The organism is Actinomadura formosensis NBRC 14204 (assembly GCF_001552155.1).
In the GTDB taxonomy this organism is placed as follows: domain Bacteria; phylum Actinomycetota; class Actinomycetes; order Streptosporangiales; family Streptosporangiaceae; genus Spirillospora; species Spirillospora formosensis.
The window spans coordinates 17064-31941 of record NZ_BCQQ01000086.1 but is presented as its reverse complement, the minus strand read 5'-3'; the positions used below and the strand labels follow the sequence as shown (position 1 = coordinate 31941).

The 14878-nt window shown below is 65.9% G+C and carries 12 protein-coding genes; 10 read left to right on the top strand and 2 right to left on the bottom strand.

Going from position 1 to position 14878, the window contains the following annotated elements; genetic code table 11:
- Window positions 1–1083 precede the first annotated feature (1083 nt).
- Window positions 1084–1932 (bottom strand): hypothetical protein, encoded by an 849-nt coding sequence (locus tag AF1_RS21605; protein WP_131732551.1) that lies wholly within the window; start codon window positions 1930–1932, stop codon window positions 1084–1086.
- 7 nt (window positions 1933–1939) lie between these two features.
- Window positions 1940–5257, bottom strand: a complete 3318-nt coding sequence (locus AF1_RS21600; RefSeq protein ID WP_067802197.1) for a P-loop NTPase — start codon at window positions 5255–5257, stop codon at window positions 1940–1942.
- A 57-nt stretch (window positions 5258–5314) separates the two neighbouring features.
- Here AF1_RS21600 and AF1_RS34685 point away from each other — a divergent pair, with 57 nt between their 5' ends.
- From AF1_RS34685 to AF1_RS21555, 10 genes are all read left to right on the top strand, one after another.
- The gene (locus AF1_RS34685; protein WP_174548882.1) at window positions 5315–5473 is read left to right on the top strand and encodes a helix-turn-helix domain-containing protein; all 159 of its coding nucleotides are present in this window, start codon (window positions 5315–5317) and stop codon (window positions 5471–5473) included.
- A 111-nt stretch (window positions 5474–5584) separates the two neighbouring features.
- Window positions 5585–5854 carry a Tn3 family transposase gene (locus AF1_RS21595; RefSeq protein WP_067802194.1) on the top strand — a complete coding sequence of 90 codons (270 nt, stop codon included), beginning with the start codon at window positions 5585–5587 and terminating at the stop codon, window positions 5852–5854.
- A gap of 47 nt (window positions 5855–5901) precedes the next feature.
- Complete coding sequence (locus AF1_RS21590) at window positions 5902–6309, top strand: hypothetical protein (RefSeq protein ID WP_067802191.1); 408 nt, start codon at window positions 5902–5904, stop codon at window positions 6307–6309.
- A gap of 325 nt (window positions 6310–6634) precedes the next feature.
- On the top strand, window positions 6635–7378 hold the full coding sequence (locus tag AF1_RS21585; RefSeq protein WP_067802188.1) for a transposase family protein: 744 nt from the start codon (window positions 6635–6637) through the stop codon (window positions 7376–7378).
- A gap of 410 nt (window positions 7379–7788) precedes the next feature.
- Complete coding sequence (locus AF1_RS21580; protein WP_131732550.1) at window positions 7789–9069, top strand: N-6 DNA methylase; 1281 nt, start codon at window positions 7789–7791, stop codon at window positions 9067–9069.
- Entirely contained in the window at window positions 9060–10409 is a 1350-nt protein-coding gene (locus AF1_RS21575; protein ID WP_067802182.1) for a restriction endonuclease subunit S domain-containing protein, read from the top strand. Before AF1_RS21580 ends, AF1_RS21575 begins: the two co-directional genes overlap by 10 nt.
- The gene (locus AF1_RS21570) at window positions 10406–10963 is read left to right on the top strand and encodes a hypothetical protein (RefSeq protein ID WP_067802179.1); all 558 of its coding nucleotides are present in this window, start codon (window positions 10406–10408) and stop codon (window positions 10961–10963) included. Before AF1_RS21575 ends, AF1_RS21570 begins: the two co-directional genes overlap by 4 nt.
- Window positions 10960–11337, top strand: a complete 378-nt coding sequence (locus tag AF1_RS21565) for a hypothetical protein (protein WP_067802177.1) — start codon at window positions 10960–10962, stop codon at window positions 11335–11337. Before AF1_RS21570 ends, AF1_RS21565 begins: the two co-directional genes overlap by 4 nt.
- An 11-nt stretch (window positions 11338–11348) precedes the next feature.
- Window positions 11349–13349: an HsdM family class I SAM-dependent methyltransferase gene (locus AF1_RS21560; RefSeq protein ID WP_067802174.1), complete on the top strand. Its 2001-nt coding sequence runs from the start codon at window positions 11349–11351 to the stop codon at window positions 13347–13349.
- Window positions 13346–14824, top strand: a complete 1479-nt coding sequence (locus tag AF1_RS21555) for a restriction endonuclease subunit S domain-containing protein (protein ID WP_067802171.1) — start codon at window positions 13346–13348, stop codon at window positions 14822–14824. The genes AF1_RS21560 and AF1_RS21555 overlap by 4 nt, the downstream gene beginning before the upstream one ends.
- Window positions 14825–14878 lie beyond the last annotated feature (54 nt).

Here is a 14878-nt window from a genome sequence, read left to right as displayed (position 1 = left end):
GGGCCCAGCGTCTGAGACCGTCCGGGCGGGCCAGATCACCCCACTGGGCGGCGCAGCGCTACTGGACGACCCCAGCCAGGCGTTCGTCCGGAACATCAACGAACGCGCCGCCCGGATCGCTGCTGACCTCGAAGCCGCACAGGCCAAGCTACGGGAACCCCGGAGCACGGCACCCCCACGTCCGCGCCCTGAACCGCTGGATCAGCTTCCGTCGGGAAGGGCCGATCTGGGGCGCACCCCTGAACCGGTCTCGCGGCGGCGCGACGGGAGCGCGCGGATCTGCGTGGTACCCCCTACGGGATCCACCCCAGACCGGCTCCACCCCCCACCCCACCCAACGCCCGCCTAACCATCCCATCCCACTTCCCGATCCCGTAACCGCGTGTTGCCGAATGCTCAGATCCGACCGCACGAGACCCTACCGACGCCCCTTGCCGACCACGCTGGCTCTTTGTCGAACGATCGGAGGGCCAGGCTGGCGGAGACATTGCGAGCCAACATGGTGGCGTGAGCGACGTGATCCTCCACGAGCCATGGCGTAGGCATGGACTATTGGGCACTGGAGCGCTGATGCACAACCTGCGGATAAAAGTCTGGAGCTCTAATATCAGCGCAGTGCCTTCAGTATCAGACTGTACTGCTTCGTTCGCACTTGGCACCATCCCGGTGCCGCTACATTCCACTCCGTGCCAACTCGTTTCGGAACCGCAGAGCAGACGACGAGCCGACATGGGAATTGTTCGGCCCATTCACGGGTGCCCGAAGCCGGTGTTCGCACTGGACCAGTCGTCCCGGTCTTGTCCCCGGCGAGTTGATTCTTTCGGTTCGACGAAGCAACAAGTCCAACGTTATGGTAGGTGCCAAGTCCGACAGTTCTGGCCATCGGACGCGCGGAGCAGACCACGCAGGCGACGTCCACGGGCCATCCGGCTACCGGGGGTACCGGGGCGCGTCGTCCGTGTGCAATGTCGTGGGATCTCCCTTGATGTCGCCAAGCTTGCATTCTCAACAATCAAGTCCGGAAACCGGGGAATCAAGCAGTCTCTGCTGTGGGGCTTAGTGTGGGCAACGGGGGCCAGCAGTTTATTTGACCCCCGGAGTCGGCTCCGGACGGAGGGTCGACCATACCGTCTCGATGAGCTTTAGCAGCGGCTCACCTTTCGCGCCCGAGACCTCCGCGATCGCGTGTGCGAGCCGGAGCGCCACCGCAGCGTCCGGGTTTCCGAACAGATCAAGCTGGTCGAGGACCGCAGAGTATCCACCGGGCAAGGGGGCGAGGTGCTGCACGATCACGCACTCGGCGATCTCCTGCACGTGCTCTGGACTGGGAGCGGGTTTCAAGATTGACCGGCGGTGCTCGATCTCGCGCGCGAAACGATCAAGTCTGAAGGTGTTGAAGCTCAGTCCGAGGTCACTCACCACCGTGCGCACTACCGCATCAATGTCGAGGCTGACCTCGGTCTTCCAGCGGGCGGCGTATTTCGAGTCCATGCGCGCCCTGGCCGCCTGCCGAAGTAGTTGGTCGAGCGCCGCTTCAGCCTGCTCGATCAGCGCAAGGAAGCACTTCAGCCACTCCTCCGGACCGGCCGGCTCCCCCGTGCCGCATGCGTCCTCATACCACTGCCCATTCCGCTCTGGGGTCTTGACGTTGGCATGCTCCAGAGCGGTCCTCAATCCCTGCAGCGACTGCCCGAAGACCTGTCCCGCAGACTTCCGGTCCGTCCCGCTGAGAAGGAATCCGACATCTGTCTTCCACTGCTCGCGCCAGAGCTTGTAGAGCACTGTGACGAGTTCTCGGAATTCGGCTCTGCCCGCCATGCCGGTGGGCCATTCACTGGGCACGACGACGGCCAGCGGGACGCCTGTGGCGTTATTCCGGTGAATTGACAGGGTCTCACAGCGTTTCTGTAGGCCCGTCAGCGCGCTGAGCATGAGGTACCTATCTTTCGCTGCGGCGGATCTTCCGTATCGGGTCTGCGAGCGCACCGCGCATGTTGAAGGCGATATGGAAGCTGGGAAGCACGTCGTTCTTCCTCCGGAAGTCCGTGACCGAGAACCGCTGGGGGATGAAGGCCACCTCGGTGCTCAGTTGGTCGACCCAGGCTTTGCCGCGCCGCCCATCGGGCGTCGCCCAGGTGACCCTTCCCGTATAGACGGCTGCTTTCCCCTCGGGTGTCGAAGCCAGATAGGTCGCGACGACCCGGGACGAGAGATCCTGAGACTCCCGGTCGAGCTGTTGGAAGACGGCGTCGGAGGCCTTGAACGAGCCGAGATGGAAGAGGCTGAGGCCACGGAGGAAGTCGAGCCGGTACCGGTCGAAGTCGGCCGAAGTCGGTACTACGTCGGCGATCGCCAGGCACTCATTCCAGTCCTCGAGCCCAAACGCCAGGACCTCACGCTCTCCACGGAGGAAGTCCTTACCGGTCTTCAGCTGCCAGAAGAGATTGAGGAGGAGACGGGAGCATCGCCAGTCGGCCCTGACCTCCTTGGGGGCCTGCTTCAAACTGTCGATCGCCACTCGTTTGCCCTCGTCGCCCTCTTCCGCCGCCTTTCGGGCGAGGAAGTAGTAGGCGGCCGGGTCCTCGTTGTCCATCAGCGCCTGAAGATGTCGGGCTTCCAGGGCAGGGTTGCCGAGCAGTCGCGCCATCTCCGTCTGGCGCAGGCTGTACTTCGCCCGCTGGTTGGGGCTCAACGAGTCGGCGTCGATGGAATCCAGGGATGCCTGCATGTTCGCCAGTAGATCGACCTTGACCGTGTCCGGCAGCAGTTGCGTACTCAAAGCTTTCGGGGTTGCCCAGGCAACCACGTCCACCGGGTAGACACTCTCAGGATCCAGCGCGCGGGCTGCGAGTACCGCGCGGGTGACCTCCTCCATCAGGCTGACGATCGTGTCCGCATCGAGGTCTTCCTTCATGCCCGCTAGCTCAAAAACCTGAGCGCCCATCGTGCTCGCCAGCTCGACCAAGAGGTTGAGCCGAGAACGGGGGGCAATGTCGGCTTCTTCGAGGGTGTCCTCCAGCAAGTGCTGCATCTCCTGTAGAAGAGCGATCCGCTCCGGTCCGCCGCTCCTACCGTTCTTCTGCACCTTCAGCACGTGCTCGCGGGTGAGGTTGACCTCCAAAAGCACGAGCCGGTGGTGAGTCCAGGACATGCTCTCCCGTAGGTCGCGGAACGAAGTGGCCAGGTTTAGATAGTGCTGGGAGTACCGCGACGTGCCACGGGACTGCGGCCCCATCGTCTCCATGAGATCGACGGCGAACTGGACCTCAGGCCCGCCAGACCGTGTGGGGGACGGACGAAGATTGAGGATCATTTGTGAGGCGGTCTCGACCTCCGCACCGACGCTTAGGTCCTCGCGCGCCATCAGCTCGGCCTCCAGCTGAGTCCGCGCACCGATCACCTCGTTGCCCGCCTCGTCCGCCTCCCAGCGGAAGATGTCGAAGTCCTTGACCAGCTCGACCACACGTCCCATGCCCGCCGCGCCGAGCACTCTGAGCACGAGTTCCAACGGGATCAGCAGACCGCGCCGGCCCGCGACCAGAGTTATTGACGTGAAGCGTTCCGTCGAACTCCGCTCCTCGAACGACAATGTCTTCAGCTCGGCATGCGGCCGATCGGAGGGCGCAACGGTGTCGAACTCGAAACCCGCGTCCTTCAGCGCCTGCGCGACGCTCGTCAACCGGGTCCCGGGGTCCTCCGACGGACGCATCCGGGCGAGCTTCTCCAGCCTGTTCTCTGCGGTCCTCATCTCCAGCGCCAGACCGCGCCGTAGGCTCCGTTCGGTCTCCGGGAGGACGCGGTAGAGCAGCGCGAGGAAGGAGGAGTCGAGCGAGGTCCCGAGGTCCGAGGGGACGTGCACGCCGTACTCCAGCAACCATCTCCTGATCTCGCGGAGCTCCCGCGGGCTCAGCGCCGCCTCAACCCTGATAATCCCGGACGTGCGTTCCCGGATGTAGTAGGTACTTCCGACAATGAGGACCCGCTGACCGCGCGAGCGCAACTGCCGCTGCAGCGTGTAGTACTCATCGGTTTCCACCATGCCGTCCCAAACGAAAAGCGTGGGGAGACCGTGATTCTCATCCGCCCAGGTGGCGAAGGCCTCGATCTCGGCGAGCGAGGGACGGTCGCCGCGCCGGGAGCGATGGAGAACGGCGGCCTTGCCGGAACGCGCGACTCTCAGGGCCAGGTCGCAGAGGGCGATGGACTTCCCAGTGGCCGTCTGCCCGGCGACGACAAGCGGCTCCTGCGCGACCAGCTCGGCGAGCGCCGTCTGGACCTTCTCCAGTAGGTCTGCCTGGAAGTCCCGTGCGAAACTGAACCCGCTGGCGATCGCCCGCCACGGCGGCGCACCCTCGCTCGCGCCGAGGAAGGTCCTGAACCGCTGGTAGGTCACGGCCTGAGAGGCTTTGGCGAAGGGGGTCAGTAGTTCGACGTCGACCGGCCGGGCCGCGCCGATGACCCGGTTCCAGGTGCTGACGTCGATCTCGGCGAATCCGTCCTCGACCGCGATTAGCCTGCGTGCGGCGCCGCCTCTGCCTGCCGACTCCCGCTGAAATCGCCCGGACTCTTCCAGTTCTTTGAGCGCTGCGGCGAACGTCCCGGTGTGCGCGATGAGCGTGCCTCGCCCCAACGCCGCCGTGACGAAGGGGTCCTCGAGCACCTCGGGTGACGCTGAGAACAGATGGGCCTGCCCAGGTTGAAGCCGTCCGAGGAAGGCGAACAACTCTCGGGTGGACAGCCAGTCGCCGGTCCCGTACCCCTCGATAACTAGGACGCCGCGGGGCGTGATCAATGAGTCGGCGACGGTGCGCAGCGTCTCCATCGCCTTCGAACGGGCCTCGGCCTCCTCGATGACGTCGAGTGGTGGCCGCTCGTCATCGGGTAGCCCCAGACCGCCGAACAGAAACCGAAGCTGCAACTCAGTCGCACTCCGGGGATTTCGGCCAAGCTGAGCCACGGTCGTTGGGACGACACGCCGCCAGCTTCGGGTAAAAACCTTCTGAACGGCTCTGTCGATCCGTGAGGTGAAGATCCCGTTCCACGGATAGTCGGCAGACTCGACGAGCCATTCGGGAACGCGCTCGCTCTGCACCCGCTGGTCGACCGCCAAGAATGCCGTCTCGAGATCGCGCCGCGACGACAGCGGGTCGGGAACCGGAATCTCAGGTTGTTCATGCGAGCCCGACCGTTGGCCCAGGAGCAGCATCGCCGGCCCTGTCATCAATCGCGCAAGCAGGCTCTGGATCGACGCATCCATGTTCGAAGAGTCTAGTGTGGCAGCCGCCCCTCGTCCGGCGGGCCGGGCAGGTGTTTCGTGTGGCCGCGCGGGCAGCGCCTCGGCCGCCCGCCGGCGCCCGCCCCCGATCAGGTTCGCCAGGTCCGCGCCCTGCTCGCCTGGCCGGACGAATCGGTGTCCTCGATCGGTCGGCTGCTGGACGTCAGCCGCTCCCACCCTTTGCAGGCACGTCCCTGAGGCCAAGGGACGCCCTCGCGCTGTCCAGGCGCCCACGTCAGAACCCACGTCAGGAGATGAATCCGCGTGATCCCACCCGTACCACGATGCCGTTCTTCATCGAGCGGACCTATGACCAGGAATGAGAACCAACTCGGCGCGCTCGGCCTCGTCCTGAACTGCGCGGCCCTTTGGACGACCGTCTACCTGGACAGCGCCGGACGCCAGCTCAGGGCCCAGGGTTACCCGGTGCGGGATGAGGACATGGCCCGGCTGTCGCCGTTCGTCCACTCCCACCTCGGCGTCCACGGCGCCTACACCTTCGCCCTGCCTGACCTGGCGCCCGGCACCATCCGTGGCCTGCGCGGCCCGGACGCATCCGAGGATGATGATGAGATCTAACCGTCGACGCCCGAAGCGTGACCCAACGAACGAGAGGGATATCGAACGTGCTTACCGCGCCAACTCTGAAGGACGTGCGCCGTAGGGCGGAGGTCTTTGCGGATTCCTATCCGCTGAGGGATCGACTGGTCTCCATCGTGTTCGCTGAGCCCGCCAGCTTGGTGATCAGCGACCTACAAACCAATCGGGCCTTCTGGGACGAGCTCACCGGCGAAAGCTGGGACCTGTTCTTCGCTGGCTACTACCAGTATGGCAGCCACGGGGACTGCCCTCCCATCCAGATCGACCCCAATCCTGAGAGGCAAGGCGCCTGGCACTTCAGCCCACGTATGTTCCGTCGGCTCCTCCAAGATATCGAGCTCTCAGCACCAGGCAATGCGCAGCAGTCCCCATGGCGTTTCAGCGGCAGCGCCGATCTGGTGAGTTTTATGGTCTACGGAGGCACCCCAGACTGAGCCAGCCTGCGCTCTGTCGAACTCTGCGGGACCGCGGTGTCCGACCACGCGGCCGCCACGCTCGGGCGAGCTATCGAAGGACTACGGCGGTGGCAAACCGAAGAGCCAGACCAGCGCTACGCCCCCGGCGAGACTTCACTCGGCCCGTACATCCCACGTTCCGCTCTCCGACAAGTACTGGTTTGGTCCGCGCTTGCCGCCAGTGAGGAAATTCCAACCTGAGTCCGCAGGTCACGGGCCGGTTGTGTCCCGCGCGGCGTGAGCGACAACGAGAGAGCTCCTGGTAGATCGAGATTTGCGAAGATCTTGACCACCAGGAGCTCCGATGCTGTTCTATCGCGCTGCCCTCGATCTGTCTCGCTCGGCCCGCAGGTTCGTGGCCGATCTGATCCGCAGGCATCGGCGCCGGGTCGGGTCGCGGTGGCGGCGGTTGCCGCCAGGCCGCCAGGCGCTGCTGGTTCTGGTGCACCTGCGTCGCAACGAGACCTTCGCCGGTCTGGCGGCGGCGTTCGGCGTCGGGGCCGCGACCGCGCACCGCTACGTCACCGAGGTGATCGAACTGCTCGCCGATCTGGCTCCCGACCTGCGGCAGGCCATGCGGATCGCACAGCGCAAGGCGTACGTCATCCTGGACGGCACGCTGGTGGCCACCGACCGGCTGTCGGGCGCAGGCGACCGGCTCCACTACTCGGGCAAACACCGCCGCCATGGCATGAACGTCCAGTTCCTCACCGACCCGCACGGCGAACTGATCTGGGCGTCGCCGGCCCTACCGGGGTCCACCCACGATCTGACCGCCGCCCGTGAGCACGGCATCATCGACGCTCTGACCGACCGGGCGATCGCCTGCTACGCCGACAAGGGGTACGTTGGCGCCGGCGGCGCGGTCGGCACCCCCTACAAGCGCAAGAAGCTGTTCAACCGGCACCACGCCAAGGTCCGCGCCCTGGGCGAGCGAGGCGCCGCCGCGATCAAGGGATGGCACATCTTGCGAAAGGCCCGCTGCTCACCCGGCCGCCTAACCGCCATCGTGCAGGCCATCCTCACCCTCCATCACCAGGACCGATGAGGATGGAATCAGCTCGCTGATCAGGCTGATCCGCCTACGGTCCAGAACGACCCGCGGGTGCTTGGGGTGGACGACTTCGCGCTACGCCGCGGCAGGGTATACGGCACGGTCCTGATCGACATTTCCACCAGTCGGCCGATCGAGGTCCTGCCCGACCGGACGGCCGACACGCGACGCCGTCCTCCGCGAGCGCGCTGCGAACGCCGGTCGCCGACCCCGGCCGGTACCTGTACCGGGTCGGGACCGGCCTGGGCGGCGGCTTGAAGTCCGACGATGCCCAGACGCTACGGCGAGGGGCCCCCGCTGAAGCCATTGGGAACGTGAGCGCGTGATAACTCTTGACGGCGCTTCCCGTCCTGACTACTCTTCGAGTAGCAATGGGCGCGTGAGCGCGTGACAGAGAGATGGTCTTGGACGCAAACACCTATCTCAGCAGCCTCGGGATCGACGTCACCGGCGCCGCGCAGCCGGCCATTGGACGGCTGGCGCTCGCTGGGGAGTTCGTGCTCGGCGGCGGGCGCGGTGTGCTGCTTCGCCCTAAGCGCGGCTATGTGTCCGACCGCTACCTCGAGCTCCTCGCGGGCGAGGGTTACACATTTGTGATCGTCGACGGCGGCAGCTATCCGTCGTTCTACGCTCGCGAGCAGGAGGGGCTCGTCCCCCTGCGGGCACTGCCCGTCGCCGACCGCAGCCACTTCCCGTCGGCAGGAGTCCTCGGCACCTGGGGGCAGTTGATTCGCGCGGCCGCCCATCACGGTGATGCGGCGAAGCTGGGCGTCGCGCAGATGGTCGCGCGCCTGGATGGCGATGAGGTCTTCGGGCCGGACCTCGTCCGCCCCACGGGCGGCGTGCCCGTCTCGCGTCTCGGTGGTGACGAGTCGGTCGCAGTAGAACCGCTCCGCACGGCGGCTGCGCTCCTGGCCGGCTTTCGACTCCGCCCGAACGCGCCCGATGAGTTGGTCCGTCTCGTCGTCGCGCTGTCCTCACTGCTTCCCGACAAGGGCCAGTTCTCCGGGCTGACCGAGAGCGTGGCGCCCTTGGTGCGCGCACATCAGCTCGGCGCTCGTCGTCTCCTGGTCTCGGGCGGAGCCGGGGCGGAGATCGCCGCGCTCCTCGGCGCGGAGGGCACGATCTTTCTTCCGGCCGAGCTGCGCCTACTCGAGCCGCTGCTGGAGCGCCTGCTTCCAAGCGTCGAGCGCGTGTTCGCTGACTTCCTACAGTCGAACCTCGACGGGGCCTACGACGGCGTGATAGTCGTTCCGCCGTTCGGCCTCCAGCTGAGCGGAGCCCAGCTGGGTCGGTTCGAGCTGTCGAAGCGCGGAGGTAAGGCGCGCAGCCGCGTGCCTGCAGAGCTGCTGTTCATCGAGCACGCGCTTGCGGCGATGGCCGATGGCGCTCTCCTCGTCACCGTCTTGCCCGAAGGCCTGCTCTCGAGCGCTGGGCATGCGGACTTCCGCGAGTGGCTGCTCGAACACGCACGTCTGCTGGCGGTCGTCAGCCTGCCTGCCGGAACCTGCTTCCGCGGCACGGGGGTGAAGTGCTCCGTCGTGTTGCTTCGCAAGCCGGCGCCCGCCGACGACTACCCGATCCTCATGGTCGACGTGGAGGCACACGACCTCAGCGGCGACATCGGCGCGGCGCGGTCGAAGCTCGACGACTTCCTCGAACGGGAGGCGGCCGCATGCGCGTAGCCACGTTCTCCCGCACCGAGCTCGGCAATCGGCACGTTCGCCTCGACCCGGCCTTCTACCTCGGGCGCGAGCTGGTGCGGTCTACGATGAGCTCGGAGGGCAGTCGACACGTTCGCCTCGAGGACATCGTTGAGTCCATCCACGACGGGGCTCGACTGCCTTCGGCTGCATCGGGGATACGGATGCTCCGCTTGAACAACGTGCGGCCCTGCGAGCTGGACTTGAGCGGCATGACCCACGTCGACGGCACCGCCGCCAAGTGGGTCAATGTCCAGGAGAACGACGTCCTGTTCACGCGGGCAGCCCAGCCGTTTCGTGCGGCCGCGGTCCAGTCGGGGATGCCTGCAGAGCTCGCCGTGTCGGCGGAGCTAACCATCATCCGGCCCCGGCCGGCGGTCTTGCCCGAGTACCTGGCCGCCGTGTTCTGCACGCCCACGCTGAACCTGATCCTGCGTGACCTCGCGTACCGCGGTGACTCGTCGGCGCTGCCGCGCCTTCGCCTCTCGGACATCGCGCGCCTCCCGATCCCGCTGCCCCCGCGCAGCCTGCAGGAGTCGCTCGGGTTGCAGTACCAGCGGGCCGTCGACCTGACCGCGAGCGCCCGCGCCGAGTTCAACGCGGTGGTGAGGGCGATCCACACCGAGATCGACCACCGCGTCTCCGGGGTCAAACCCCCAAGCAGCACCATCGAGGTTCTCCGATCGCAGCTGGCAGACCGGTGGGATGTCCCGTTCAACCGCGGGCGCGTGTTCCGCCATTCTTCGGCAGCAGCGTCGGCTATGCGGTCGCTGCTCCAGCTGGCGAAGCCCGCCAGCACCAGCCTTCGGGGCCTCGCCGATGACGAGGAGGTCTTCGCCGTTCAGGCCGACGACGTGAACGAGAGCACCTTCCTCGTCGAGGGCGGTGAGGTTCGGCCCCTCTCCGACCTGTCCTCTCGCATGCGGCAGCGGCTCGAGGTGGGTGATGTCCTGCTGTGCACGACGGGCTCGGGCGACCAGGTCGCTTACCTCGACGAGGATCTCGGACGCGAGGAGCAGCCGCTCCTCGGGAGCGCCACCTTCACCGCCCTCCGCTTCCACGAGACGCCCCGCGTCTTCGCCGTCGCGCTCGCCCATCCCCTCGTTCGCACGCAGCTCCGGCTGCTTTCGTCCGGGTCCGTGCAGCGCTTCGTCAACAAGCGCGACCTCGACGAGTTGCTCGTCCCAGTGCTGGGTCAAGTCTGGCGAGAGGACTTCGAGACTCGGCTCACCCGAGCGATGCAGCGTCGTCGCGAGGCGTTGCTGGCGCGGATCGCGCTCATCGAAGCTGCCGACGACTACCTCTGCGAGGCGATGTCGTGAACGCCATGGCGACCACCTTGAGCTCTCCCGTGGGCTGGAGTCGCCTCGTGCGGCGCGAGGTGCTCGCGCAGGCACTCGGGTCGGCGTCCCGCTTTGCCGTCGTGCCGGGGGGCAACAGGCCGTCACTCGATCGGGTCCTACCCCAATCCACGCAACTGCCTCTGCTGAACCGCATGGTCGAGATGGTTGTGCTCGGCGAAGACAACCCGACGTGGCTCCAGCACAAGATCGGATTCAAGTACCTCCGCCAGGTCCACTACTACCTCGAGGCCGCGCGCTGGGCGCGGCTGATCGAGGAGGATGCGACCCGCCCGACCAGCCTCGGGCGCCGCTACGTCAGCTCTCGCTTCGAGCCTCACGTGATCCTCGAGGGGGTTCGCGGGCGCGTTCTCGGCGAGGAGGTCATGCGCATGACCGGCGGCGACGTGTCGACCCCAGGCGTCGTCGCGAGTGTCCTGCGGCCTTGGAGCTTCCACTACAGCCAGGGCACGGTCACTTCGCGAGACGAGGCGACCGATGCCCAGCTGCGCCTCCCGCTCAAGGAGGAAGCATGACCGGCCCAATCACCTCGAAGATCCGTGACTTCCTGATCGCCCGCGGTCCCGCGACGCCCGAGCGCGTTGCGGAGGCCGTCCCCGAGCTCACGGAGGTGGGAGGTGCCGAGCGGGCCCTCTTTCTGATGCGACTCGACCCGACGCTCGAGCGGACAGGTAACGAGATGTGGGCGGCGCGGGGAACGGCGATCACCGACGACAGCCGCGTACGAACTGCCGTCGAGAAGTTCTTTGACGGCCGCCCCGGTGCTCCGCTGGCGAGCGCGTTGAGGGCGGTGGCACACGAGACCAACTTGCCAGAGCACAAGGTGCGCGAGCTTCTCACCGAGCAGTTCGTCGTGGCGGGCACCAACATTTTCAACCGGCGACGGTAGCGAGAGGACCCATGGTCAAGAGGAAGAACACCACAAACGCGCTCCGCGATGGCGCGCGGGAGAAGCTTTCGCAGCTCGGCTACCAGCAGATCAAGGACGACTTCGCGCTCTTCGATCCGCTCGGCGACGGATCCATGTCGGCGACCGCCGAGCTCGTCGCGCTCGACGAGGACGAGCCCGTCATCCTCGTCGCCAGCGGCGAGCCCGGCGATGCCTCGCGGCCCGCCGTGCAGGACGACGCGAAGTTCAAGGCCGGCCTCGGCGCCGCCGCAGGTAAGCCGTTTCGCTTCGTCTGGGTGTGGGACGGCGAGAACGACTTCATCTTCGACGTCGAGAAGGACGCGCAGGTCTCGGCGCTGCCGGCCCGAGACGAGTGGAAGACCGTCGCCCGGCCGATCTCCGACTCCCGCACCCGACTCGTGCAGGAGGTCTCGGCCGAGTACCACCGTGGCGACTTCCGGGCAATCCAGCGGAAGTTCGATCAGCTGCACGAGGCCATCTACTCGCGCGGCGGCGTCAAGCCCACCAACGCCGCCATCGACGAGCTCGGCAAGTTGCTCTTCCTCAAGGTCCACCTCGAGAAGGCGCCCGGTTATGTGCTAACGAGCGGAGCCGCGAAGGGCAAGCGGTTCGCCGACGTCTACTCGGCCGGCCACGTGCGGGAGCACAAGAAGGACGCGGTCATCCAGCTCAAGGACGCCTTCCGCGAGATCAACAACCTCCCGCAGTACAAGGCGACCGACATCACTGGCGAGGTGCACACGATCTTCTCGTACGACGAGCCGCTGCGTCTCGAGAATCCGGAGGTCCTCGCCCGCGCCATCGAGGCCCTCGAGCTTCGCGATCGTGAAGGCAAGCCCATCCGGCTCTCCGTGCCCGACCGCGAGCTCCTCGGCAACGGCGAGAAAGCCCGCGAGATGCGGGCGCACCTCATCCACGAAGACTTGCTGGGCTGGGCCTTCGACGTGTTCCTTCGCGGCAGGTACGCGAGCGACGAAGGGCTCGCGACCTACCTGACGCCTAGCCAGGTCGTGGAGTGCATGGCCCGCATGGTCTTCCACGACATCCCCGACGCGGACCTCTGGGCCCGACGGGGCGATGACGGGCAACGCGAGCGCTGGAACCCTCAAACCGACGAGGAAGCCGCGCTCCCCGCCTTCCTCGTGGGCGACATTTGTTGCGGTACTGGGCGCTTCCCCATCGGCGCGCTGCGCGAGGTGAAGCGGCGCGTGCTCGACGACCGCCACGTTGGTCACTCCGACGACGACAAGCTGCGCTGGCTCTCGCAGATGAAGCGGCACAGCTTCTTCGGCGCCGATCAGGCCGCGGGATCGATCCAGAAGGCTCGCATCAACATGCTGCTGTACGGCGAGGACCACAGCCAGCTGCTGAAGGTCGACGACTCGCTGGTCGACCCACATCTCGATCGGCTCATCGGGAAGTTCGACGTCATCTTGACCAACCCGCCGTTCGGCTCCGGCAAGTACGACGACCCCCGCGGACTGGCGCGCATGCGCGACGAAGCGCGCGGACTCGAGCTCGGCTGGTCATGGACCACCGGGAACCGGGAGAAGCGAAAGGAGCTCGCCAAGGCCGACCCGGCCTCGCTGTTCATCGACCGCAACCTTCAGCTCCTGAAGCCGGGCGGCCGTCTCTTGATCGTTGTGCCCGACGGCATCCTCTGCAACTCGGGAGACGCCTACATCCGCGAGTACTTTATGGGGACTCAGGATGAGGAGACGGGCGAGTTCCTCGGCGGCAAGGCGATCGTGCGCGCAGTCGTGAGCCTGCCCACCGAGACCTTCTCCATCGCTGGCACGGGCGCCAAGACCAGCTTCCTCTATCTGCAGAAGAAGCGGCACCCGGCCGAGAAGCAGGGGCCGGTCTTCATGGCCGTGGCCGAGCACGTCGGGTACTTGAAGAAGGGCAAGACGGAGGTCCCGGATCCAAGTGGGAACGACCTCGTCTCGATCTCGTCGACGTACGTGACGACTTCGGGAGGGGGGCGGTGACGACAACCCCCTCTGCGGTGTGGGTCAACCCCGCACAGCTTCGTCCGTCTCGACTGGCCGCCGAGTTCTACCGGCAGGAGTACACCGAGCTCGAGGACCAGCTGGACCATTCCGGCCATAAGCTCGTTGTGCTCGGCAAGCTGGGGCGGCTCTTCACAGGCCCGTTCGGCTCGAAGCTACCCGCATCCCTGTACGACACCCCCAACGGCGTACCGCTCCTCCGGGTGCAGAACATCGGAGAACTTTTTCTAAACGAGACGGATCTCGCGCGGATCCCGCTCGAAGTACATGAGGATATCCACCGTTCGAAGCTTGAGCCGGGAGACCTCGCCCTTGCGAAGGCAGGCCGCTTGGGTGCACTGTCCAAGATTCCTGACCACATTCAAGAGTGCAACATCACGCAACACATCATTGGCGTGAAGGTGCTTGCCGACAAGGTGCGGGGAAGCTACCTAGCTGCCTTCTTCCTTTCTCGCTTCGGGAGCTTTCAGCTCAAGCGTCAAGGTATCGGAACTCTGATCAAGTACCTCGGGATCGAGGAAACGCGCGCTGCGAAGGTGGTCGTTCCCGAACGAGGCGTCCAAGACTACATCGGCGCGAAGGTCGAACTCGCGGAGCGTTGTCGAAGCCATTCGGCCAAGCTGCGAAGTCGGGCCATGGAGCTCCTGGCCCAGAGCTGGGCCTGGGGCAATCGGGGCCCGGCCGAACTACAGGGCAAGGCGACAAGCCAGGTCGCACACACGGTTAAGCCGCGCATCTTCGAGGACCGCCTCGATCCGGAGTTCTACCGCCCAAGCTTTCTGGCCGTGGACCGATGGCTAGATGGTCAGCCGTGTTGGCGTCTCTCAGAGTTGGTGGAGGCGCCGGTGAAGGGCGTGCAGCCAAGCTACGACGCTGACGGCACCGTCCCCGCTTTGACGGTTACCCACGTGGACCCGTTCGTGCTGGACCGAAACGGCGCGAGTGGACTCGTTACTGACGCTTGGCTTTCACGGAACGCCCGCGCTCGGATCGAAGCTGGCGAACTCCTCTACACCGTCACGGGCCCGCCGCTGGGCGAAACGGTCGTGGTTGAGGAGTTCCACCTCCCAGCAGCGGTGAACAGCCACGTCGCGCGAGTCGCCCTGCGACCGCAGTTCAAGTTCCCCCACCTCGTGGCCGGGATGCTGAACTCGCCACTTGGCCAGCTTCAAACAACCCGATATTCGAAAGGGATTCGACAGAAAGAGCTGTATTCTGTCGACTTTGTTCGTTTTCGATTCCCCAAGCTGTCGTCGCAGGCCTGCACTCGGCTCGAGAGGGACCTTGCGGCCTCATGCCGACTTGTCGAGGAGGCGAGGGTCCTCATGGAGCAGGCAAAGGCCGACGTTGAAGCCTTGATCGACGGAACTCTCGACGTAGAGGCGATCCTCGCCGGGACACTCAAGGTGCCGACGGCCGACGACATTCCGGAGCTGGTGGAGGACGGCGCATGAAGGTGCTCGGCATCGCTCCCAGCTCGACCGACTTCAAGTGGGCGCTCCTGGATG

Coding starts and splice junctions, on each gene's coding strand:
- AF1_RS21565 (WP_067802177.1), top strand. CDS start 10,960: ATGACCGGCCCAATCACCTCGAAGATCCGTGACTTCCTGATCGCCCGC.
- AF1_RS21600 (WP_067802197.1), bottom strand. CDS start 5,257: ATGGATGCGTCGATCCAGAGCCTGCTTGCGCGATTGATGACAGGGCCG.
- AF1_RS21605 (WP_131732551.1), bottom strand. CDS start 1,932: ATGCTCAGCGCGCTGACGGGCCTACAGAAACGCTGTGAGACCCTGTCA.
- AF1_RS21575 (WP_067802182.1), top strand. CDS start 9,060: ATGCGCGTAGCCACGTTCTCCCGCACCGAGCTCGGCAATCGGCACGTT.
- AF1_RS21560 (WP_067802174.1), top strand. CDS start 11,349: ATGGTCAAGAGGAAGAACACCACAAACGCGCTCCGCGATGGCGCGCGG.
- AF1_RS21585 (WP_067802188.1), top strand. CDS start 6,635: ATGCTGTTCTATCGCGCTGCCCTCGATCTGTCTCGCTCGGCCCGCAGG.
- AF1_RS21595 (WP_067802194.1), top strand. CDS start 5,585: ATGACCAGGAATGAGAACCAACTCGGCGCGCTCGGCCTCGTCCTGAAC.